The sequence below is a fragment of the Bradyrhizobium sp. USDA 4502 genome (assembly GCF_054063355.1).
In genome coordinates this window covers 392,845-413,900 of the sequence record NZ_JBSSGF010000001.1, presented here as the reverse complement: position 1 = coordinate 413,900, position 21,056 = coordinate 392,845, and the positions used below count along the sequence as shown (strand labels likewise).

Below are 21,056 nucleotides of genomic sequence, written 5' to 3'. Positions count from 1 at the left end.
ATACATCCGTGCGACCCATGCTCCAGTGAAATCCTCACTTCTCAGCCGACAATGGCCGGCTGCTTCACAGGCTTGGGCGACACACGCGTCCACTTGAGCCCGTCGAGTAGCATCGCAAGCTGCGTCGCACTGAGATGCACAACGCCGTCGCGGATCGGCGGCCAGGTGAAACGCCCCTGGTGCAACCACTTCGTTACCAACACCATGCCGCTGCCGTCCCACGCCAGAAGCTTCACTCTGTCCATGCGCTTGCTGCGGAACACGAAGACGTCGCCGCAATATGGGTTCGCGCGCAGTGCTTCGCTCACCAGCGCCGACAGCGTATGCACCGACTTACGAAAGTCGACCGGCTGGGCCGCCAGCACCACCTTGAGGTCTGACCGTAGAGCAATCACCGGATCCCTCGAAGCGCCGATAGCACCACCGAAAGCGTCGCCAGTTCCACCCCCGGCTCGACCCGGATGCGCGCCCCGTTCACCTCGATCTCGACCACTCCACAGACCTTGGCCGGCGGCGTGGCAATCTCCACGGGCTTCGTCTGTACCGGCGAAATACACTCGGACTTGCCAACCCTCCCGCCATCGCTCTCGGCGCCAATTTGGATAGGCACGAAGTTCTGGGCTTTGCCGGCCAGCGCCGCCGCTACCTGGCGTCGCCACACCGTGAGCAGTCCGCGAGAAACGCCATTGCGCCGCGCCACCTCGGAGATGTTCGCCCCCTCCTCAAAGCTCTCTGCCGCGATCCGGGCCTTCTCCTCGCTCGTCCACCGTCGCCGCCGGCGCTCCCCAGTGATCACCTCAACGCGGCGATAAGAGTCACCTTCCTGCCTGGCATCAAGCATGGCATTTGCCATCGCGCCACCTCCACCGATCAGCTCTTGCCAGCCTATATCGCAGACAAGCTTCGTCACTGCGAGGTGAGGCCCTCATGCCGGTTACAGAAGAACGCGATCGCGGGGCATTCCCTCGCGAGCTGGGTGGCAGTCGAGGCGCATCTCGCCGAGTGGGAGCGCGAGGTGGCGAACGTGCGTATCGCAGCGGAAGCGGCGGGCGATTACCAGGAGTTGGACGATCCGCCCCGAGAGCGGCAGATCGGTCACGCGTCGCCGATACCGGCTATGGACACGTCGAGAAACCGTTCCGCACGATGGACACAGACAACACTTCCCGACGCCCGGACCGCAATCACGGCCTTATCACCTTCGAAGTACGCACTCTCTACAACAAACCCACTCGGCACCAGATTGGAGCGCTGGAGTGCTGCATGGCGCTGATTCTCCCCAATCAAAGCGTCAGACATCCCCCAAACTGTATCAAAAGTGAGTCAGAGCCAAATTTGAACGCCGATTGACAGGCATAACGCTCGAACGGGACGCTGCGGATGATTTCTTCGCATCCACGTGTCAAAACGCATAGTGGAGAAAGAGATTCGCCACGAGCACGAAGGGATGCCGCCAGCATCGCTGGCGAGCAACCCCAACGGCATCGAGCGCCGAATTTCCGGGTCGATATCCGAATGAGTCTGGATGAAAGTGTCTCTCCAAATCCGGGCTCCAGATATCCTTTGACGACCGCTGAGCAACGCGGTCCTACACCGTAGGAATTCCTAGCGGCCTCTTCCCGCCGTCGCGCTTGTCGATCTGCACACGCTTGACCGGCGGTGGAAAGTAGCTGTCCGAAGACATTCGATTCCAGAGCTTGTACAGATTGCTCTGCAAGACCGGCCGCGCCCCGATTTGCTTTAACCCATTTGTACGTCTCCCAATCCCAGGGCTTGGAGATGTCATACGGCTTTGCTTGACCCAAAAGAGTCCTCCGTTTCCGGTTGTTCTTCCAATCAAGCGGGACAGTGCCATGCCTTCGCTCCGCCACCATTACAGTTCTTCGTCACTACTACACACGGCTCCGTCCCTGCATCGCACATTGGTACTCAGACTCTTGTGGGGCTTCCACTTGAACCATTCCCTTGGCATCGCGATACAGGTTTCCACGTTCCGCACAGAAGCCTGAGTTCAGGTAACGCTACCTCGCCTGCCGGACGCCGCCTGAGCCGTAAACAGGCATCGCTCAAACTGATCCCAAGATAACGACTGCCCCCTAGGTTTTGACTCTTCCCTACGCTTTCGATAGTTCATCGGTGGTTCGCTTGCGCTCGTCTCTTCGATCCTTACCTGAAAGAGTCTTGCTCTGCCTTTTCCGGCCTCGACCACCTCGACCATGGGCCGAAGCCCCAGCCGGTAGTTTGAACCCTGATCCTGCAACCCGAGTTCGAGGGGCTGCCTCCATCTTCTGTGCAGCAAGGCTGCTCAAAGGTGCTCTACAGCACCTCCTTCGCCGTCGTGGCGCACTGTCATCGGCGTAACGCACGACAATCATGTCGCCGCTCGCCCGCCGCTTTTGCCATGCGTCGAGCCAAAGATCGTAGACATAGTGGAGGTAGATATTCGCAAGCCGCGGTGAGATCACCGCCCCCTGCGGCGTTCCCGCCTTCACCTCGATCTTTTGGCCGTCTTCCAACGCGCCCGCCTTCAACCATTTCTGGAAAAGGCAGCGATCCTCTTGTCGCCAACTCGGTGCTCAACGAAGCGGATAGACGACGCGAAACTGCCCGACACTTGCATTATCGCGACGGGTCATGTTGCTTTCTGCCGACTGGAAGGCATCAGCGCTCCGGATGGGAAGTCTTTCGTCGTTCAATGGCTGGCCTACGCGCACCCCTGTCAACGCTTCGCTCATGGCCTCACGGCCACGCACGCATGGCTCGGGGGCGATGTGGCTTGCTACTCCTTCATCGTAAGGGACCTTCACCTCTGTCTTCACCGGTCTCCCGGCGCACCCAGTCAATGCTCTAATCAAGTAGGCAAGCTAGGCCGGGGTGATTGTCACCACGCCAGTGGCCGACGACGGCCAGAGATAGCGGCCGCGCTCCAGCCGCTTGGATAGAGCGACATGCCCAGCCCATCATACCAAAGGATCTTGATGAGCTTGCCGTTCTTGCCATGGAACACGTAGAGGTCGCCGCCGTGCGGGTCGCGCCTAAAGGCTTCCTGCACCGGCAAGGCCAGCGAGCTCATGCCGCGGCGCATATCGGTGTGGCCGCACCCGTACGGCGGGCGGAATGTGGATCACCTCGGCCGTCCATCTGCCAGTGCCGCGACTGCGGCCTTCAGCGTCGCCGCGTCGACCGAACCCGTGATCCGCATCCGAGCCCCGGCCGCAAACTCGATCTCGATCGCGCCGCCGCCGGCCGGCTGGACCAGGCGTCGGCCCCGTTTCCGCGACCACCATCGCCGGTACGAAGCCCGTTTGCTGGGCGGCATCCTTCGGCTCGGGGCAAAACGACCGTCGCCATCGGAGCAGCAATGAGCGCGAAACGCCATATCGCCGCGCCGTCGCCGCAACCTGGCGCGGCGCCTGCAAGTTCTCCAGGACGATCTTGATCTTCTCATCCTCCGACCAGCGCCGCCGGCCTGCGTCCCCTACTTCGAGCCGTTCGACTTTGGCACTGCGCCTATCACTGTCCACAAGGACAGTTCTCAACAACACGCCTCCACTCGGCAAGGCGGCCTTCACCGCACGGATACTGACATTCCGGACTCGTTGAGGCCATGCGCCAGTACTGGATGCCGACCCGTTATGACCTGCCACTGAACTTTCATCCAGCGGCAGTTAGAGTCTCGGTGGTTTGTACGCCAAGTGGCGCGGGTGGAGCAACGGACGATCGGCGGAGCTGGTCGGGGTTGCGCAGCCGAGCGTCCGTTGCGGTGAGAGTGGCGGCGTAGGCCGCGGGCGTGAGGTATTGCAGCGAGGAATGAGGTCGCTCGCCATTGTAGTCGGCGACCCATGCCGCGAGTTTGGTCCTGGTGTCGTTGAGATCGAAGAACAGCGTCTCATTGAGGAGCTCGTCGCGCATCCGGCGGTTAAAGCTCTCGACGAAGCCGTTCTGCATCGGTTTGCCCGGTGCGATGAAGTGCCAGTCGATGCCGGTTTCCTTGCACCAGGCGAGCATGGCGTTGCAGGTGAGCTCGGTGCCGTTGTCGGAGACGATCAGGCCGGGTTTGCCGCGGCGGGCGACAATCGTCGTCAGTTCCCGCGCCACACGCCGGCCCGAGATCGATGTGTCAGGAATGGCGCCCAGACATTCCTTGGTGACATCGTCGACGATGTTGAGGATGCGGAAGCGTCGTCCATTGGCGAACTGGTCGTGGACGAAGTCCAGCGACCAGCGCGCATTCGGCTTTGCTTCCACCAGGATCGGTGCCCGGCACCCCATGGCCTTGCGGCGAGCCCGACGCTTGCGGACCGTCAGCCCTTCTTCCCGATAGATCCGGTGAATGCGGTTGATCCCTGATGGCTCGCCCTCTCGTCGCAGCAGGACGAACAGTCGACGGTAGCCGAACCGTCGGCGCTCGTGAGCAAGGTCGCGCAGCCGGGCACGAAGCTCCGTATCCGCAGCGCGGCGAGATCGGTAACGGACCATCCTCCGATCCGCGTCGACGATCGTGCAGGCCCGTCGCTCCGACAGGCCCATCATGGCCTTCAGGTGCGCCACAGCGGCGCGCTTGGCGGCGTGCCCTACCATTTTTTTGACAGAAGCTCGCGCAGTGCCGCCGCATCGAGCATTTGCTCGGCCAGCAGCTTCTTCAGCTTCGCGTTCTCCTCCTCCAGCGACTTCAGCCGCTTGGCTTCGGAAGCTTCCATGCCGCCGAATTTGGCCTTCCAATTGTAGATCGTCGCCTCCGAGACTCCGTGTTTGCGAGCCAGGTCAGCTGTCGTCGCTCCGCCTTCAACACTGCGATAATCTGCTCTTCCGTAAGCGTGGCGTTGAGGCCCTTGAGAATTTTTGTACTCAGTCCTGAGAGGACCGCTAGAAGAGTCATCTTCTGCAAGGGTGCTCACAATGGACGACCATTCGGACGACATAAGACGACCGTTGTCACCGCGTATCGAAGTGTACGCAGGCGCAGGTCGAAAGCGCTGGCCGGACGATTTGAAGGCACAGATTGCCGCGGAAAGCCTTGAGCCGGGGGCGATTGTCACAGATGTCGCGCGTCGCCATGGGTGCCGGCCCCAACAGGTGCACGACTGGCGGCGCCGGGCGCGTTTGGGCCAGTTGGTGCTGCCGGCTTCGGCGGACACGCTGTCGTTCGTGCCGGTGGTATCGGAATCGGCGCTACCGGCGGCCGCAGAGCCCACCGGGTCGCCGGAAGCAGCCGTTGTGACGGTTGAACTCCAGGGGGCACGCGTGGAGGTGCGAGGGACGCCTGGCCTTGCTGTGTTGAGTGATGTGTTCTTGGCGCTTCGACGGACACGTTCATGCTGACGCCGCCCGCGAGCCTCATGATTTACGTGGCGACGCAACCTGTGGACTTCAGAAAAGGTGCGGAGGGCTTGGCGCTGTTGGCGAAGGAGACGCTGGGCCATGACCCGATGAAGGGCGTGGCGGTGGTGTTCCGTGCGAAGCGCGCCGATCGGGTGAAGATTGTCGTCTGGGATGGCAGCGGCCTTGTGATGTATTGGAAGCGGCTCGATGGCAGCGGCTTCAAATGGCCTCCTATCGTGGCCGGCGTGATGCGGATGAATGCCGCCCAGCTGTCCGCGCTTCTGGCCGGCATGGATTGGACGCGGATGCACGCGCCTCGAATCCCGCAGCCGAAAGCACTTGCGTAGGACATAAAATCTTCGCTGCATCGGGGCGCGAAGCATGGCAGACTTGGGCCAATGAGTGATTTGCCTGATGAGCTGCCGAGCGATCCAGCCGAGCTGCGTGTCTTTGCCGCGGCTCTGCTGGATCGCTGCGCCAGGCTCGAGCGGTTGCTCAAGCTTGCGAAGGATGCGCAGTTCGGTCGATCGTCGGAAAAGCTGGACGCTGATCAGCTACAGCTTGTTCTGGAGGACATCGAAGAGGCCGTCGCGGCTCTCGCAGCAGCTGAGGATCGCGCCAATCCCAGAGCCCGCGAGAAGAGAACTGCCAAGCGCAGAGCCAACCGTGGTCAGCTTCCGGAGCATTTGCCACGCATTGTCGAAACGCTGATGCCGGCTGCAACCTGCTGCCCGTGCTGCAAAGGCGATCTCGTTGAGATTGGTCACGATGAGAGCCAGAGGCTCGACGTCGTTCCGGTGCAATACAGGGTGATCGTCACCCGCCGGCCCAAGCTTGCCTGCCGCGCCTGTCATGGCGTCGTCCTCCAGCACGCTGCGCCCGAGCGATTGATCAAGGGGGGACTGCCCACCGAGCGTCTCGTCGCGCATGTAATTGACGCCAAGTATCATTGGCATTTGCCGCTCTATCGTCAGGCGCAGATGCTGGCGACCCACGGTATCGCCATCGACCGTTCCACGCTCGCCTTTTGGGTCGGCTACGCCGCCCAGGAATTGAAGCCCTTGTGGCATCGTCTGCGCCAGCTTCTGCTCGCCTCTTCGAAGCTCTGTGTCGATGAGACCCCGGCGCCGGTGCTGGATCCAGGGCGCGGCAGGACCAAAACCGGCTACTTCTGGGCGCTGTCACGCGATGACAGGCCCTGGGCCGGACCTGATCCACCTGGCGTGGTTTACGCCTATGCACCGGGCCGTGGGGCCGTTCATGGCTTGAGGCTGCTCGAGGGCTATCGCGGCATCATCCACTGCGACGGCTATCAGGCTTACAAGACCATGACCCGAGAGACGCGTGCGGACGCCCTGTCCGGGACGCTTGCCTTCTGCTGGTCGCATCTGCGGCGCCAGTTTGTGAAGATCGAGCGGGAGGCTGCGCCGGCGCCAGCTCCGGTTGCCCGCGAGGCCCTTGAGCGCATCGCCCTGCTTTACGCGGTCGAGAAGGCACTCCGCGGCCGATCTGCGGACGAGCGCCGCGCGGGGCGACAAGCGCATGCCCGGCCTCTGGCTACAGCCTTGAAGCAGTGGTTTGAGGCCAAGCTTGCTCACCTTGCGCAGAAGAGCGACACGGCGAAGGCCCTGCGTTACGCGCTGCGTCATTGGGACGGCCTAACGTTCTACCTTGATGACGGGCGCATCGAGATGGACACCAATGCGGTCGAGCGAGCGATGCGGCCAATCAAGCTCAATGCCAAGAACTCCCTTTTTGCCGGTTGCGACGAAGGTGCCGAGAATTGGGCATTGCTGGCTTCGCTCATTGAGACCTGTAAGCTCAATGGCGTCAGTGCCGAGCACTGGCTCGCTGACGTTCTCGCCAAGCTCGTCAATGGTTGGCCTGCGGCGCGACTGGACGAACTGCTTCCCTGGGCGTCGACCTATACGATGCATACACACGATCCGAGGCTGGCGGCATGAGCCTGAACACGACCGCGGTCCGGATCAAGGTAACCCTCAAGGATGTGAAGCCGGAGGTGATGCGTCGCCTTGTCGTACCCGTCACCCTGCGCCTTGATCGGCTGCATCTGACGCTTCAGGCGGCGTTTGGCTGGACGAACAGCCATCTCTTCGAGTTCCTGGCCGGCGAAGGACGTTGGGGTATACCTGATCCCGATGGAGATTTTGGCCCTCAGCCCATCGATGCCCGCAAGACGCGGCTCTCTAATATCGTTCAGGAGACCGGCGCGAAGACGATCCATTATCTCTACGACTTCGGCGACAGCTGGGATCACGTGATCAAGCTTGAAAAGTGGTTCGACAACACGACAACGGAGGGACTTCCGTTCTTGCTCGAGGCCGCCGGCCGTTGTCCTCCGGAAGATGTCGGCGGTGCGCCAGGCTATGCTGAATACCTCGACGCCATCAGCGACCCCACCCATCCGGAGCACGAACATATGCGCCTCTGGGGCCCGGAGCAGTTCGATCCCAACGTCGTCGACCGGAAGGCGCTTGAGGCCGCTGTCAATGCGTTGTCCGACATATGGAAGCCGCGCCGGCGCACCACGCGCTCAAAATAGACGTCAAGCGCCAATCAAATGGGCCTCAGAGCTACGCTTACGCTCTTCCGTGAACCTTGCTCGCTTCATCTATCCGTCCTTGCTCAGGCCGGACTCTAACTCCATCTGGAGGAAATACTCAGGGGCAGGTCAGTTACGCTCGCGCGCGCTGATCACGGAGACGTGGGAGCTCATACCGGTTAACTTTGAGATTCACGCCGCGTTTTTAGGCTTTTTTTTTGAGGTTTGCGTGCCATCGGTCGGTGCAATATGTCCAACCGTCCTGACTGCACGCACGCGGCTATCTTTCCGACCGCTCAAGCTCTCGGACCCGCAAGGTTCATAGCTATGGCAACGCTGTGGCGCTGCCGTGCAGAACTTCTCGGCTGAACGGCCTCAGCTTTATCATGGATTCAGAGGCCTTCTCTAGGAGCGCCCGGAAACTCATGTCCATGGGTGCAAGCTCACGATTTTCGAAACCACGCATTCGGAGCACAAGTAACGTTGGTCCCGAACGCGTCCGTATAATAAGTATCGACTAAAAAGCCAGCTTGCTCGATCATTTGCAAGCCATCGAAAGCCTCCTTGTTTAACAGTGAAACGATATCTTCAATCACATAGTAATCCCCCGATACAAGAACGCCGCTTAGGTAAGAAAATATCGAAAATACTTGTACGTGCGCGTCGTCGATCACAAGCCAAGGATGAGGTAATCTCATCAGCAGGCTTTTATCAAAGGCCTCTGCATCCGAAAGGTCAATCTGATGAAAGGTGAGAAGTGGATGCTTTGCATTTGCATGGATGCGTGTCGTGTGCAAGTCAAAGGAGTGAACTTCACCAGGTTTCTCGCAAAGCATCGACATCTGATCAGCAAACCACAGTCCGCTGCCGCCCTGAAAGGAACCGAGTTCTAGAATTGTCCTCGGCTGAATTTCCCAAATTAGCCTCGTATACAGAGACAGATCAAAAGGGTTCTTAATATTTACTAACCCTTTGTACGTTTGTGCCAAGGCTCCCCTGACCGTCGCAGAGTGCTGAAAACTCCATGGATCAATGGAGCATCTCCATGCTCGTGCGGTTGGCTTTGCAAAGCGGTCAGAATAGTCAGCATTCACGACACTGCTCATGGCGTCAAACATCCCTCTTTGATCGAGAAGTCCGGCCACCCCGGTTTGACCGGGATAATTTTTCTGGGCAACCTCCCAAAGAGCTTTGTATCCGTAAGCGAGTTTCATAGAGTCTACCTCCGTTTTACGCCTCGCGTTGTGTCACAATAGTACGTAGCGATGATCAGTTCCACCGCGATGGTAGGGCTGGGTGATCTAGTTTGTAGAACTGTCCGCTCGCGCCAACGCACTGCCTCGCATCCAAACTTTCCGCTGAGCGCCGCTCCACGGCGAACTTCGCGGCAACCGACACGGCATAAGCAGAGGATTGACCAGAATCGATCGGGCAAGTCTCATCTGTGACTTCCTGAGATGTGACTGCTCCAGTTTAACCCAGGCGGTCTTTGCTCCTCATCCCAGCAATCGGCGTGCCACTTGGCGAGTGCAGTGTTCGCTTACCTAGCGAGGGCGAAATACGAAGATTTGCCAGCATCCCTGCTGGAACGGCCACAACGCTTGGTCGGTTCGCGACATCTGCGTCATCAATGTACGATAAAGAACACGGGCAAGATGATCCAATGCCAGTTATGAACCGAATAGGACTTTTCGCTCTATTGTCACTAAGCGCACCGAATCGTTCGCTACTTTCGCCTTGAGCGATGCCAGTTAATCAAAAGGTTGGCGTTCGGCGCTCGCTTTCTCCCGAACCGTGGGAGAGCAGGTTCAACGGCCTGAAAAGCAAGTTCATGAGTTCGGTAGCCTGTCCAGAGGAAGGCTGCTAGATGATACTTCTACCTCTTGGTCGGCTATGCCGCTCAGGCTTCCGGCTCAGTTGCCTTGCGCGCCATATCGCGCCGGGACTAAGAGCAAGATGCTGACGCGAATCTAATGATTCGAACTTATGACCCGGGACACTAGCTAGCACGTAGCCCGATCTCGACATACAGCGCGCGCGGCTTATGCCGAGATGGCGCGATACGGCTTATTGAGCTCCGTGACAAGCAGGGCGATGGCTGCGCGGCGCTCAAGTCATTACGGGCCGTTTGCTATGCCTTTGCCGAACGAAGGAATGCAGGGTGGGCTCGACTACAACGTCGAGATCGGAAGTCGTACTACTCGGGTCGATTACCGCACGCCGCGCCGGCTCGACACGGTGCTGTCGAACAATTAGCCACTAGCCGAGATAGCCTAACACCGCGGAGGCTTGCTGATCAGCGGCCGTGCGGAACCACCAAGTCGTGGTTAGTCCAGCGTGCTAGCGCATAGGCTTGGTGGGGGACACAATTTACCACGCGCGCGTGTGGCGCTTGTTCGCTGATTTGCTCACGGCGACAACTGGTACCATCGACTGTTCCGGGTAAATGTCAATCTGGTTCTATTGGACGATCGTGATACCTGGCCGCCTCTCTGCGGCCAGCAGCGCGATTTCATTGAGTTCGTCGAGGATCGCCATGACCGCGACTCCGTCCTCATCACCAGCACAACCCGCCGTAACAACTTGGCGCAAGGTTATTGGCGAGCGCACTGTCGGTGACTGGTCTTCGATCGCATCTCCGCAACGCTTATCGGATCCGAGCTCGGCAGCCCGCCTGTGCGCAAGCGTCAGCCGAGAGGCGCTCGCAGCGGGGACCATCCGGTCGAATATGGACGGCCTCCGCCGCGCTTGACATCTTGACATCGAGCTAAAACGTTTCGATCAGAAATGCACCTAACGGTATCATAGCACCTATCGCGATGATCCGAACGGACGGTTGCAATCCGTCGTAGCGGATGGTTACGAGTGTCGGAACGCGCACAGGTGCGGCCTCGGATGCCAACCTCCTAGCGATCGGCCGCAGGGGTCGTTATCGTGCGGGCTTGAACCGTTCTGTCGGAGACTCTGTGGTCATCGTGCCACGCTGGTGTAGGTCGGCAACCTCGTTCGTCCAAGCTCAGAGACCTCAGGCTTCCCAGTTAGGGAGAGCCAGCCTGCGACGGTCTTTCGAGGCACAGCGATGGAGCATTCGATGGCGGAACTGGCATCCCTGATCCTAAAGCAACGAGGAGCGAGCTGAGCTGAAGGCGTTGGCCGGCCGTCGCAAGACGGCCCAAGCCCTGGCGTTGAGCGCCCGGATCATTTTGGCCTGTGCAGAAGGCAGCCAGAACAAGGAGGTGGCGGCGAAGCTCGGTGTGATCGAGACCACGGTCGGCAAGTGGCGTCGGCGCTTTGTGCAGGATCGCGTGGAAGGCCTGCGCGACGAGCCAAGGCCCGGAGCACCGCGGACGATCGATGACGCGCGCATCGAAGCTACCATCGTACGGACCCTGGAAAGCCTCCCGAAGGATGCGACCCACTGGAGCTCGCGCGGCATGGCGAAGGAAGCGGCCTGTCGGTCTCAAGCGTGCAGCGCATCTGGCTTAGGCGGGGATGTTGCCATCCCCGCCCCTCACAGACCCGGACGAGCGGATTACCCGCATCCGGTTCTTCACGCGTAAGCTTCGCTCACGAGACGGCATATTGGTGGACGATCTTGGCTGTCGGCAGCGGATGTCGCGCGAGCATGGCCCGGAAGCGTGACCACGGCAGATTGCTGCCGCGCGAGCCATTTTCTTCCATATCCGCGTGAGCTGGTGGTGATACCATCTGATCCGTCGGCCGTTGCCGGAGATGCCGTAGTAGGCGCAGTGCCCCCGGATAACCCGCGACAAGTGCGCGTGCTGTTCCCGGAACGGGCGATGCAGGTTGAGCCGACACCATTCCGTTACGGAAGCCAGCGCGCGGGCATAACGGTCTTTTGCCGTTATTTGTCGGACGACATTCTTACCCTTCCTCGATTGACCCCATACATGGGTGAAGCCAAGGAAGTTGAATGTGGTCCGCGCCGTCGCGGGATGACGCCCACCGGGGCGTTTAAACCGGAAGTCTACGAAGCGGGTCTTGATCGGATGGAGTTGAAGCCCGTACCGACTGAGCCGCTTACCCAGCACATTCAGCAATCGCTTGCCGGACAGACGGTCCTCGAAGGCGATCACCGCGTCATCAGTGCGTGTTTCGGCAATTTCCGGACAGCAATTTCGCTAATTCGCGGACAGCGATTTCAGTAATTCCGGGACAGGGATTCCGCTAAATCGCGGACAGTTGCGGGAGGTTGGTTTTCGGGAGCGCCGTTCAGGCAATGTTCTCTCTCAAGCTGAGTTTGAGAGGGGCAATGCCGAGACGGAAGCAAGCGAAACGAACCACTGTGAAGGACCTACGATCGATCCTGAGGCTGACGTACGAGCAGGACCTGTCGGTTCGGGAGATCTCGGAACGGCTGCAGATCAGCAAGAGTTCGGTTGCCACCTACCTGCTGCGAGCGCGTGAAGCGGGTTTGAGCTGGCCGCTGCCGCCGATTTACGAGAGCGAGGCGGCCTTGCAGCGAGCCTTGTTCCGGCGGGTCGGGCGCCCCCCGCAGGACTTGAGCGAGCCAGAGTGGCCACGGGTGGCGCAGGAGCTCAAGCGCAAGGGCGTGACGCTGACGCTGCTGTGGCAGGAATACCGGACGGCGCATCCCGACGGCTATGGTTACACGTGGTTCTGCGAGAAGTTCGACGCCTATCGGCGCCGGGCGAACCCGACCTTCCGTCATCGCCACGCGGCGGGTGCAGTGATGCAGACCGACTATGCCGGTCCGACGGTGGAGGTGATCGATCCGCAAACCGGCGAGATCCGTCAGGCGCAGATATTTGTCGCGGTGCTCGGGGCCTCGTCGCTGACCTTCGCTATGGGGAGCTTCGGTCAGCGACTACCAGATTGGATCGAAGGCCAGACCCGAGCCTTGTCGTACTTCGGCGGAGTTCCCAAGGCGATCGTCTGCGACAATCTGAAGGCCGGGGTCGTCAAGGCGTTGTGGTTCGAGCCGACGCTCAACCAAACCTTTGCCGCCATGGCCGAGCACTACGACACGACGATTTTGCCGACCCGCAGCCGCAAGCCGCGCGACAAGGGCAAGGTTGAAGGCGCGGTGCTGATTGTTGAGCGCTGGATTCTGGCACGGCTGCGCCATCGGCGGTTCTTCAACCTGACCGATCTCAATACTGCGATCGGCGGTCTGCTGGAGGAGCTGAACCATCGGCCGATGCGCCATATCGGCAAATCCCGCCGGCAGCTGTTCGAGGAGATCGAGCGCGCTGCGTTGACGCCGCTGCCGGGCGAGCCGTTCGAATACGCCGAGTGGAAAACGGCGAAGGTCCACCCCGATTATCGCGTCGAAGTCGACAAGACCTTTTACTCGGTGCCGCACCGGCTGATCGGCCGTCGGGTGGACATCCGGCTCACCTATCGAGCCGTCGAGATCTTCCAGGATCACACGCGTGTTGCCAGCCATGTGCGCCGCTCTCAGCGCAGCGGCCATGTCACCGTGAACGAGCACATGCCCAAGGCCCATCAGCGTTATGCCAATATGACGCCGGCGAGCTTGATCAAGATGGCAGCGCGGATCGGCGTCAACACCGCCACTCTGGTCGAGCGGATGATGCGTGAGCGCCCGCATCCCGAGCAGGGTTATCGCTCCGCCATGGGGATCATCGCCCTGGCACGGCGCTACGAGCGCGATCGGCTCGAAGCGGCCTGCGAGCGGGCACTCGTCATCAACGCGATCAGCTACTCCTCGGTGAGCGCGATCCTCAAATCCGGGCTCGACCGCGCGAGCCCTGCTGCCGCACCCGTCAAAGCCACCCCCTCGCACGCCAACATCCGTGGTGGGGGCTATTATCAATGAAGGAAAGGAACATCGCGATGCTGACCCACCCGACCCTCGAGCAGATGCAGGCGCTCGGCCTTGCCGGAATGGCGGCCGCTTACCGGCAACTAGCCGAACAGGACAATGCCGCCGATCTCAGCCGGGATGAGTGGCTCGGCCTGATGCTCGATCGCGAAGCCGCCATGCGTGCCGACCGGCGCCTGACCAATCGGCTGGCCGCAGCCAAGCTGCGCTTCGTCGACGCCTGTATCGAAGACGTCGACTTCGCTTCCCGCCGCGGCCTTGACCGGCGCAACACCCTGCAGCTGGCGCAAGGCGCCTGGCTGAAAGCCCATGAGAACTTCATCATCACCGGCCTGACGGGGACTGGCAAAACCTGGTTGGCATGTGCCTTCGGACGCCAGGCGGCCAGGCTCGATCATTCCGTCCTTTATTTGCGTATGCCGCGCTTGTTCGAAGACCTCGCCATGGCCCGTCTCGATGGTCGCTTCCCGCGCCTCATCGATAAGCTTGCACGTGTCCAGTTGCTCATCCTCGACGATTGGGGCACCCACACCCTCAATGACCAGCAGCGCCTTGATCTCCTCGAAATCTTCGAAGAGCGCTACAGGCGCAAATCGACCTTGATTACCGCTCAGCTGCCCGTTGCCCAATGGCACGACATGATCGGCGAGCCAACCATCGCAGATGTTATCCTCGACCGGATCATCCACAACTCCCACCGTATCGCCCTCGAAGGCGACAGCATGCGAAGGAAAAAAGCCGCGCGCCCCTTGACCGACGTCGAAAACAGCGAAACGAATATCAACTGACTTCAACAACCAGGCAACCAAAAGCCAGCGCCGCCACGCTGTCCGCGATTTAGCGAAACTGCTGTCCGTCAGTTAGCGAAACCGCTGTCCCGTTTTTGCGAAATACGCAGTCATCAGCGTATCGGACCAGTTGGCATCTCCCTTGAGCCGCGGTCGCGCCACCTGCTCGAACCATTCATCCAGCACATAATGCAGGTAGATGTTTGCTAGCAGTGGCGAGATCACGCCGCCTTGGGGCGTTCCACTAGTCGTGCGGCGCAGGACGCCCTTTTCGAGCACCCCCGCCTTCAGCCATTTATCAATCATCCTCCGGACGATGCCGTCCGCGACTCGCTGATCGAGGAATCGGCGCAGGTGCGTGTGGTCGATGGTGTCGAAGTATTTCGAGATATCGACGTCCACCACCCAACGCAGCCCTTGCTCCATGAACCCATTGCGCAGAGCGTGTAGGGCATCATGGGCCGATCGTCCCGGTCGGAAGCCATACGAGCACGACAAGAAGTCGGTCTCGTAGATCGGCTCCAGCAGCAGGAGAATCGCCCGCTGTGCCACCTTGTCTTCCAATGTCGGGATGCCGAGTGGCCGTTCGGTCCCATCCGCCTTCGGGATGTAGTGCCGTCGCACCGGCGGCGCGATGTAACGTCCGGATTTGATGCGCGCCAGGAGATCACAAAGATTCGCCTCCAGGTTCGCTTCATAGTCCGTCGCCATCATGCCGTCGATACCGGGCGCGCCATCCTTGCGCGTCAGGCGATAGGCCTCGAGCATCCATTCACGGTCGATCAGGTGATGCAGCGAGGTCAGCACCCGCTTGGGATTCTTCCTCGCCAGATCGGCTATCCATTGTCGTTTCGTGGACAGGTTCGTGGGACTCAGCGTTCCCTCCCGTGTTTCTCGTCAATGGGTCTTAACGCGTGGCGGCTCCCTTCCCTCGAGCGGGTCCCGGTGAGCCCAGTTCCCCGCCTTCCTCGGTACTACGAAGCCGCTACGACTTCCCGCCGCGCGCGTCCGTCGGCTTATGTCTTCACCTCGGGATTCCACATGCCTTGGTGTTTTCGTGTTCGCGTGCGCGCTCCCGATGCTCGCCAAGTCGGTCATCAGGCCTGGAGCGTTGCTATGGCCGGTGCTCCGTGCCGGCTTTCCCATGTGGGCACAAACGGGACCTCTCAGGTTTCCTGGTGGCCCATCCCGTACCTTTGCCCTGCTCAGAGACCCCGGCCGAACCGGTCAGCCTGGCCATAGCGGCTTTCCCAGTGCTGCCCCCGGATCCAACACGACGAAGGCTTCAGCACGACCGTGATTTCGAGGCTGGTCACAGGGCTTCAGTACCCGCTGTCTACGCTTCACGAGTGACGTTGCCGTCACCCATGCAAGACTCGCTTCCGGCTGGCGGGCTCCGCCTTTGCCGGGAGGGCGTCGAACCCTCTGGGACACGTTGAAAGGTTTCAGATCACATTCTTCCTCGTTTCCAGGACTTGTCCTGACGCAAGCTGGGTGCACATGCGGCGCAACTTCTACGAACTCGCGACAGCCGGCCCCGCTCCGATCGCAAGCGAGGCGCTCAAACACATTGCCGCATTCTACGCGATCGAGAAGGAGATTCGCGGCCGCAGCGCGGAGGAACGTCGCCTCGTGCGGCAGCAGAAGAGCCGACCACTGGCCGATGCCTTCGAAGTTTGGCTGCGCGCCAAGCTGGCTCTCATCAGCCAGAAGATCAAGCTCGCCGAGGCCATCCGCTACGCCCTCTCGCGCTGGAAAGGCTTAACGCGCTTCATCGATGACGGCCGCATTGAGCTCGACAACAACACCGTCGAACGATCAATCCGCGGTATCAAGCTCAGCCGCAAGAACGCGCTGTTTGCCGGATCCGACGGTGGTGCCGAACACTGGGCTGTCGTCGCCTCTCTTGTCGAGACCTGCAAGCTCAACGACGTCGACCCGCTTGCCTATCTCACCGACGTCCTGGCCAGGATCGTCAACGGGCATCCCAACCGCGACATCGACCAGCTATTGCCCTGGGCCTACCGCGCTCAACCCCTTAAAGCCGTGGCCTGAGAACGACGCTTACGATTTCGTGGCCCAGGTGCGCGATGTGGTCAGCCTCTACGTCTCCCCGCCCCAGCATGCCGTCGTCCTGGGTGTGGACGAGAAGTCCCAAATTCAGGCGCTCGACCGCAGCCAGCCCATGTTGCCCATGCGCCCCGGTCAGCCCGCGCGGCGCAGCCATGACTACACGCGCCACGGCACGGCCTCGCTCTTCGCGGTGCTCGACTAGCGACGGGGCAAGGTCATCGGCAAATGCTTTGCCCGCCACCGCGCCGCCGAATTTCGCAAGTTCCTCGACGAGATCGAGGCTGCCGTCCCGCACGGTCTCGATGTCCATCTCGCCATGGACAACTACGCCACGCACCAGGCCCCGCTGATCCGCAACTGGCTCGCCAAACGGCCGCGCTGGCATGTCCATCTCACGCCGACCAGTTCGTCTTGGCTCAATCAGGCCGAGCGCTTCTTCGCGCTCATCACCGACAAAAAGATCCGGCGCGGCATCTATCGCAGCGTCCAGGCTCTGCGCGCCGACATTATGGACTTCATCAGTTATCACAATGCCGATCCCAAGCCATTCCAATGGACCAAATCCGCCGATGATATCCTCGCTTCCATCGAGCGCTTCTGCCGTTACAATACTCAAGCGCAAGCATCGTAATATCGCGAACTTCTGGTTCAGGACACTGGATCTCGATCCGACGCTCCGTCGAATGTGCGGTCGCGCTCTCCGATGACCCCACCACCGACTCCGAGGGCCCCCCTCGGCCACAACTGCCCTGACAAAGCCAGCGTCGGATTTGGTCCGCGTCGCCGCGAGGGCTCTTCGCCAAGTCACCAATAGAGGAACGCGACAAGTCGTATCACCGGGCTGTCGCCGCAACCAAGCGGCTCGGATAGGTCTCCAAAACAATACGGGCCTTCTCTTCCTCAGACCAACGCCGCCGCCGGCCTGTATCAACCACTTTCAGTCGATTCAACGTACTGATCGTATGGCTGTCCATACGTACAGTTCTCAACCATCAGCCCAGCCCGTCGCAGGGCGTCTGTACTCGGAGGCCTACCAACGATCGACAGGTCAAGAAAGATGTGTTCGCGGCAGACGTCGCATTGGCGCGGTCCTTGTGCCCGGAGGAGCGAGAGCTGAATGCGAAAGGTGTCAGTGGTCGTTAACGTCGCAAATGAGCAAGGTAGCGGCTTGGAAACGTCGTGCCCAAGCACCCATGCTGATCGAACTTATGGGTGGACGCCGAATTCATTGCCGCGTAGCCAGTACGCCGCGGGCTGTCCCGCTGACCTTAAGCTAGGAAAAATAACGCCACGCTGACTTCGGTTTGACCTTCCAAGAACAGTTCTCGGCTGTATTCCAAATCCACATTTGCGCGCAGGAAGCAATCTCTGTCGGTGCCGGCCAACTTGCAAGAGATGGGCGGCAGCCAGGCCTGCCATTATCACCGATCTAACACGTGCGGCCCGAGCCCAGTTATCCCTTAGGAAATGTCGTCCCAATTGGGCACTCCTTCGGAGAAGCCCTTTCTAGGGTTCATGCAGTTAAAGTGTAGGTGTAGTCGGAGTTGTACGTGCTTAGGCACTTGGCATCTATGCCTCCTTGTTTTGGCGAGCCATCCGTCCACGTTGCCTCGGGTTACGATGAATCAACGACCGGATAAAGTGCCACCCTACCGACGAACTGTGCTATCTCGCTGACCAACTTGTATGCGGCGACCGCCGCTTTCAATCAGAAACGTTAGAGTTCTCTCGACCCAGCACTCGTCCATTAACAGCGATTGAGCGTGCCTTGCTTCCAGCGCACCGATCCGAACGGTCGCTCCAGCATACGGCGGGCGCGCACCGGCTCAAGACCGATGTGGAAAGCCCCAGCTCGATGATCCAGCGCGAGCTCCGATTGCGTCCAGCGGCTGCGCTGGCGCAAATAATCGAGCCATGTCGGGCAGTGGTAGCGTTCGATCCACACCTCTGGGTCGGCGATGTCGCGCGCAATGGACCAGCCATAGGCTCCGTTGCGCTGGCGGGAGAGCTGTACGTCCAGCATCACATTATGGAAGGCGCGCGCATTCTCACGCGCGACGCGATATTCGATCTCCACCACCAGCGGCCCGCTGCGGTCGGCGATCGGGAGCCGCACCTCGGGATCAGCCAGCATCTCGGCGGACTCGCCGCGGGCGCCGATGGGCGGCACGGGTAGCCAGAGCCCAAGTAGCGATGAGATTAATATCAGCGCAGCGGAAACTAGCAGCGCCATCTCGACGCCAACAACATCGGTGAGACGGCCCCAGCCCCAGCTGCCGACAGCAATGCCGCCGGAGAGCGCGGCTTGATAAGCAGCAACCGACCGCCCCTCAACCCAACGCGGAGCCGAGAGTTGCACACCAATGTTGAGTATCGTCGACGCTATCGTCCACACGGCACCTGCCGCGACCAGCGCGGCGGCAGTCACGACCGGCTCGCGGCTCAGCGCTACCGCCGCAATCGCCACGCCCATTGAAACCCCGCAGGCGCGAACCGCTGCCTCGCTACTCACGCGCTTGCGCACCTCGGTGATGTTGAGCGCACCAAATACCGCGCCCAAGCCAAAGGCGCTGAGCATAATACCATAGGTTTGGGGGCCTCCCCGCAAGAGATCGCGTGCGACGAGCGGCATGAGAGCGATGAGTGCGCCGCCGATCACGCTGATTACTATGGTGCGGGTCAGCACGATCTTGATCGAGGGCGAATTGGTGATATATCGTACGCCTGAGACAACGGCGCGCCTCAGCTGTTCGCGAGGTAGTCGCGATGGCTCGGCCACACGCTTCCAGAAAAGCAGCGCCATCATCAGCGGCAGGTGGAGCAACGCGCTGAGTGCAAAGGCTCCGATTACGCCCGCAGTCGCAACCACAACACCGCCGATCGCGGGCCCGAAGCTGCGGGCTATATTGAAACTGATGCCATTAAGTGCAACTGCCGCCGGCAGTGCCTCGGCTGGCACCTGCTCGCCGATAGAAGCTTGCCAAGCCGGCCCCATCAATGCCAGACCACTACCCATCACGAAGCAAAGCGCGAGCAACAGGCTCGGCGTGGTAAGACCAAACCAATCGAGAGCAGTTAGAGCCGTCCCGCCGCAAAGCGCGACTGAGAGCGTAACAAGCATCACGGTGCGGCGGTCGTACATGTCAGCTATCGCCCCAGCGAGCATTGAGAGCAGCGCGACCGGTAATGACAAAGCCGTTTGCACCAGTGCGATCTTGTCAGCCGACGACGTCATCTCCGTCATGGCCCACGCAGCACCGACGCTGAGGATTAAGATGCCAAGATTAGACAATACGCTCGCCAGCCATATGACGCGGAAGGAGACAGAGCGGAGGGGCGCGGTGATTCCATCGACATTGGAGCTCTGGTCCTCGGACCGATCAGACACATGGAGTCTCGCCTCGCCTATTGCGGCTAGATTCCTTGCCGCGATCGCTTGATCGTCCGACAAAAGCTGGCTGCTATCAATTGGGAGCTTCGCCCGACCGGGGGGATGCTGCTGCCTTTCGCCCTTTGATAGCGAGTACCAAGCATCCCACGCATTGCGTACAAATTTAATCAACATAGTAGCGCTATTGCTTTGGACCGTGTTCATTGAGGTCACGGACGGTGCACCTCTGGCTCAGCCATGGTTTCGATCTCGAAATTACTGCTGTCGTGCAGATGAGCAGGGAATTGAATTGCGGCCGCTTGAGGCAAGGCTGCTAACTCTCAGCCGCTCGTCAGATGAGTGTCCAAGCTCAACTGGCAACAGCACCACAGAGTACAGCAGCGAGAGCGCTGATTTTTAGCGTTCTATGTGAGCGAGCGAGGAAAAAGCGCGCCGCGCCGACATCGACATCAGACTTTGGTCAGTCCTCAGGCGAATCCTGAATTGGCATGGCAAACCCCACCTTTACGCGGTCCACTACGACCATTGTCTTGAAGCCCCTGATATTTGGATTTTCATAGAAAAATCGTCGAGTGAACTGCTCATAATCGTCCATGGTTCGCGCGGTAAGATATAGGACAAAGTCGGCGTCGCCGGTGACGTAGAATCCACTGACGACCTCAGCAGACGATTTGATGGCCTTCTTGAATCGATCAATTATGTCGGCTCGCTCCCGCTCCAGGCTCACTAGTACAAGCATCTGAAGAGGTCTTCCCACCGCTCTGGGCGAAACGATCGAGACATCCGCCTCGATGATGCCTTCCGAACGTAGGCGTTTGAGGCGTCGTTGACATGCGGTAGCAGAAAGTCCCACCATTTCGCCGATTACCTCAGACGTTAGACGGTTGTTCTTTTGCACGATCTCAAGGATGCGGACGTCCGCTCGATCATACTGCTGCATAGTTAGCTCCAAGTGAATTGCCGCGCCAAGTGCCCGTGCGATGCAGGAAATCTTCCAAACGACAGGAGATGCGACGCAAATGTATTTGCGACATTAGTATCCTGAATGCGTGGGTCTTTCAACAAAGGGTTGCACGCAGTTTGAGAAGG

At 60.1% G+C, this 21,056-nt stretch carries 18 protein-coding genes and 4 pseudogenes; 11 read left to right on the top strand and 11 right to left on the bottom strand.

Annotated features, from left to right (window positions below; all coding sequences use genetic code 11):
* Positions 1–41: 41 nt before the first annotated feature.
* The 7 genes and pseudogenes from tnpB (ACVW1B_RS01960) to ACVW1B_RS01930 all read right to left on the bottom strand — a co-directional run.
* A complete protein-coding gene (tnpB, locus tag ACVW1B_RS01960) occupies positions 42–395 on the bottom strand; it encodes an IS66 family insertion sequence element accessory protein TnpB (protein ID WP_253603553.1) in 354 nt (117 codons plus the stop codon).
* Entirely contained in the window at positions 392–853 is a 462-nt protein-coding gene (tnpA, locus tag ACVW1B_RS01955; RefSeq protein ID WP_141343522.1) for an IS66-like element accessory protein TnpA, read from the bottom strand. Before tnpA (ACVW1B_RS01955) ends, tnpB (ACVW1B_RS01960) begins: the two co-directional genes overlap by 4 nt.
* An 81-nt stretch (positions 854–934) precedes the next feature.
* Positions 935–1,156, bottom strand: a complete 222-nt coding sequence (locus ACVW1B_RS01950; protein WP_253609761.1) for a transposase family protein — start codon at positions 1,154–1,156, stop codon at positions 935–937.
* A gap of 958 nt (positions 1,157–2,114) precedes the next feature.
* Complete coding sequence (locus ACVW1B_RS01945) at positions 2,115–2,492, bottom strand: hypothetical protein (protein WP_375167106.1); 378 nt, start codon at positions 2,490–2,492, stop codon at positions 2,115–2,117.
* Between the two features lie 389 nt (positions 2,493–2,881).
* Positions 2,882–3,088: pseudogene (tnpB, locus tag ACVW1B_RS01940) on the bottom strand (IS66 family insertion sequence element accessory protein TnpB); the annotation flags it as partial.
* On the bottom strand, positions 3,036–3,524 hold the full coding sequence (locus ACVW1B_RS01935; RefSeq protein ID WP_456822997.1) for a transposase: 489 nt from the start codon (positions 3,522–3,524) through the stop codon (positions 3,036–3,038). The pseudogene tnpB (ACVW1B_RS01940) and the gene ACVW1B_RS01935, both read right to left, overlap by 53 nt.
* 130 nt (positions 3,525–3,654) lie before the next feature.
* Positions 3,655–4,787, bottom strand: a pseudogene (locus ACVW1B_RS01930) (IS3 family transposase); the annotation flags it as partial.
* Positions 4,788–4,899: 112 nt separating this feature from the next.
* Here ACVW1B_RS01930 and tnpA (ACVW1B_RS01925) point away from each other — a divergent pair.
* From tnpA (ACVW1B_RS01925) to ACVW1B_RS01910, 4 genes are read left to right on the top strand one after another with little or no spacing between them, the layout of a single operon-like run.
* Positions 4,900–5,322, top strand: a complete 423-nt coding sequence (gene tnpA, locus ACVW1B_RS01925) for an IS66-like element accessory protein TnpA (RefSeq protein ID WP_247280258.1) — start codon at positions 4,900–4,902, stop codon at positions 5,320–5,322.
* On the top strand, positions 5,316–5,669 hold the full coding sequence (gene tnpB, locus ACVW1B_RS01920) for an IS66 family insertion sequence element accessory protein TnpB (RefSeq protein WP_011931031.1): 354 nt from the start codon (positions 5,316–5,318) through the stop codon (positions 5,667–5,669). Before tnpA (ACVW1B_RS01925) ends, tnpB (ACVW1B_RS01920) begins: the two co-directional genes overlap by 7 nt.
* Before the next feature lie 51 nt (positions 5,670–5,720).
* Positions 5,721–7,286, top strand: a complete 1,566-nt coding sequence (gene tnpC, locus ACVW1B_RS01915) for an IS66 family transposase (protein WP_253589676.1) — start codon at positions 5,721–5,723, stop codon at positions 7,284–7,286.
* Positions 7,283–7,885, top strand: a complete 603-nt coding sequence (locus ACVW1B_RS01910) for a plasmid pRiA4b ORF-3 family protein (protein ID WP_253589677.1) — start codon at positions 7,283–7,285, stop codon at positions 7,883–7,885. The genes tnpC (ACVW1B_RS01915) and ACVW1B_RS01910 overlap by 4 nt, the downstream gene beginning before the upstream one ends.
* Positions 7,886–8,328: 443 nt before the next feature.
* Here the strand turns inward: ACVW1B_RS01910 and ACVW1B_RS01905 are convergent, their stop codons facing one another.
* Positions 8,329–9,099, bottom strand: a complete 771-nt coding sequence (locus tag ACVW1B_RS01905) for a CmcI family methyltransferase (RefSeq protein ID WP_253603556.1) — start codon at positions 9,097–9,099, stop codon at positions 8,329–8,331.
* Between the two features lie 919 nt (positions 9,100–10,018).
* Here ACVW1B_RS01905 and ACVW1B_RS01900 point away from each other — a divergent pair.
* The 5 genes from ACVW1B_RS01900 (at position 10,019) to istB (ending at position 14,503) form a co-directional block, all read left to right on the top strand.
* Positions 10,019–10,141 (top strand): hypothetical protein, encoded by a 123-nt coding sequence (locus ACVW1B_RS01900; RefSeq protein ID WP_456794401.1) that lies wholly within the window; start codon positions 10,019–10,021, stop codon positions 10,139–10,141.
* Between the two features lie 893 nt (positions 10,142–11,034).
* Positions 11,035–11,445 carry a helix-turn-helix domain-containing protein gene (locus ACVW1B_RS01895; RefSeq protein WP_253603557.1) on the top strand — a complete coding sequence of 137 codons (411 nt, stop codon included), beginning with the start codon at positions 11,035–11,037 and terminating at the stop codon, positions 11,443–11,445.
* Positions 11,446–11,658: 213 nt separating this feature from the next.
* The gene (locus ACVW1B_RS01890) at positions 11,659–12,054 is read left to right on the top strand and encodes a hypothetical protein (RefSeq protein ID WP_253603559.1); all 396 of its coding nucleotides are present in this window, start codon (positions 11,659–11,661) and stop codon (positions 12,052–12,054) included.
* Positions 12,055–12,158: 104 nt separating this feature from the next.
* Positions 12,159–13,709: an IS21 family transposase gene (istA, locus tag ACVW1B_RS01885; protein WP_253603560.1), complete on the top strand. Its 1,551-nt coding sequence runs from the start codon at positions 12,159–12,161 to the stop codon at positions 13,707–13,709.
* A gap of 17 nt (positions 13,710–13,726) precedes the next feature.
* Entirely contained in the window at positions 13,727–14,503 is a 777-nt protein-coding gene (gene istB / locus ACVW1B_RS01880) for an IS21-like element helper ATPase IstB (protein WP_253609762.1), read from the top strand.
* A 72-nt stretch (positions 14,504–14,575) separates the two neighbouring features.
* On the opposite strand, the gene ACVW1B_RS01875 is transcribed toward istB, so the two are convergent.
* Positions 14,576–15,310 carry a reverse transcriptase domain-containing protein gene (locus ACVW1B_RS01875; RefSeq protein ID WP_253603562.1) on the bottom strand — a complete coding sequence of 245 codons (735 nt, stop codon included), beginning with the start codon at positions 15,308–15,310 and terminating at the stop codon, positions 14,576–14,578.
* 684 nt (positions 15,311–15,994) lie between these two features.
* Between ACVW1B_RS01875 and tnpC (ACVW1B_RS01870) the strand changes: the two are divergent.
* Together tnpC (ACVW1B_RS01870) and ACVW1B_RS01865 are read left to right on the top strand one after the other, a co-directional pair.
* A pseudogene (tnpC, locus tag ACVW1B_RS01870) lies at positions 15,995–16,558 on the top strand (IS66 family transposase); the annotation flags it as partial.
* 16 nt (positions 16,559–16,574) lie between these two features.
* A pseudogene (locus ACVW1B_RS01865) lies at positions 16,575–17,207 on the top strand (IS630 family transposase); the annotation flags it as partial.
* 1,116 nt (positions 17,208–18,323) lie between these two features.
* Here ACVW1B_RS01865 and ACVW1B_RS01860 read toward each other — a convergent pair.
* Positions 18,324–19,964, bottom strand: coding sequence for an MFS transporter (locus ACVW1B_RS01860; protein ID WP_253603564.1), 1,641 nt, complete (start codon positions 19,962–19,964; stop codon positions 18,324–18,326).
* Between the two features lie 463 nt (positions 19,965–20,427).
* Positions 20,428–20,907 carry an Lrp/AsnC family transcriptional regulator gene (locus tag ACVW1B_RS01855; RefSeq protein ID WP_253603566.1) on the bottom strand — a complete coding sequence of 160 codons (480 nt, stop codon included), beginning with the start codon at positions 20,905–20,907 and terminating at the stop codon, positions 20,428–20,430.
* Positions 20,908–21,056: the final 149 nt, after the last annotated feature.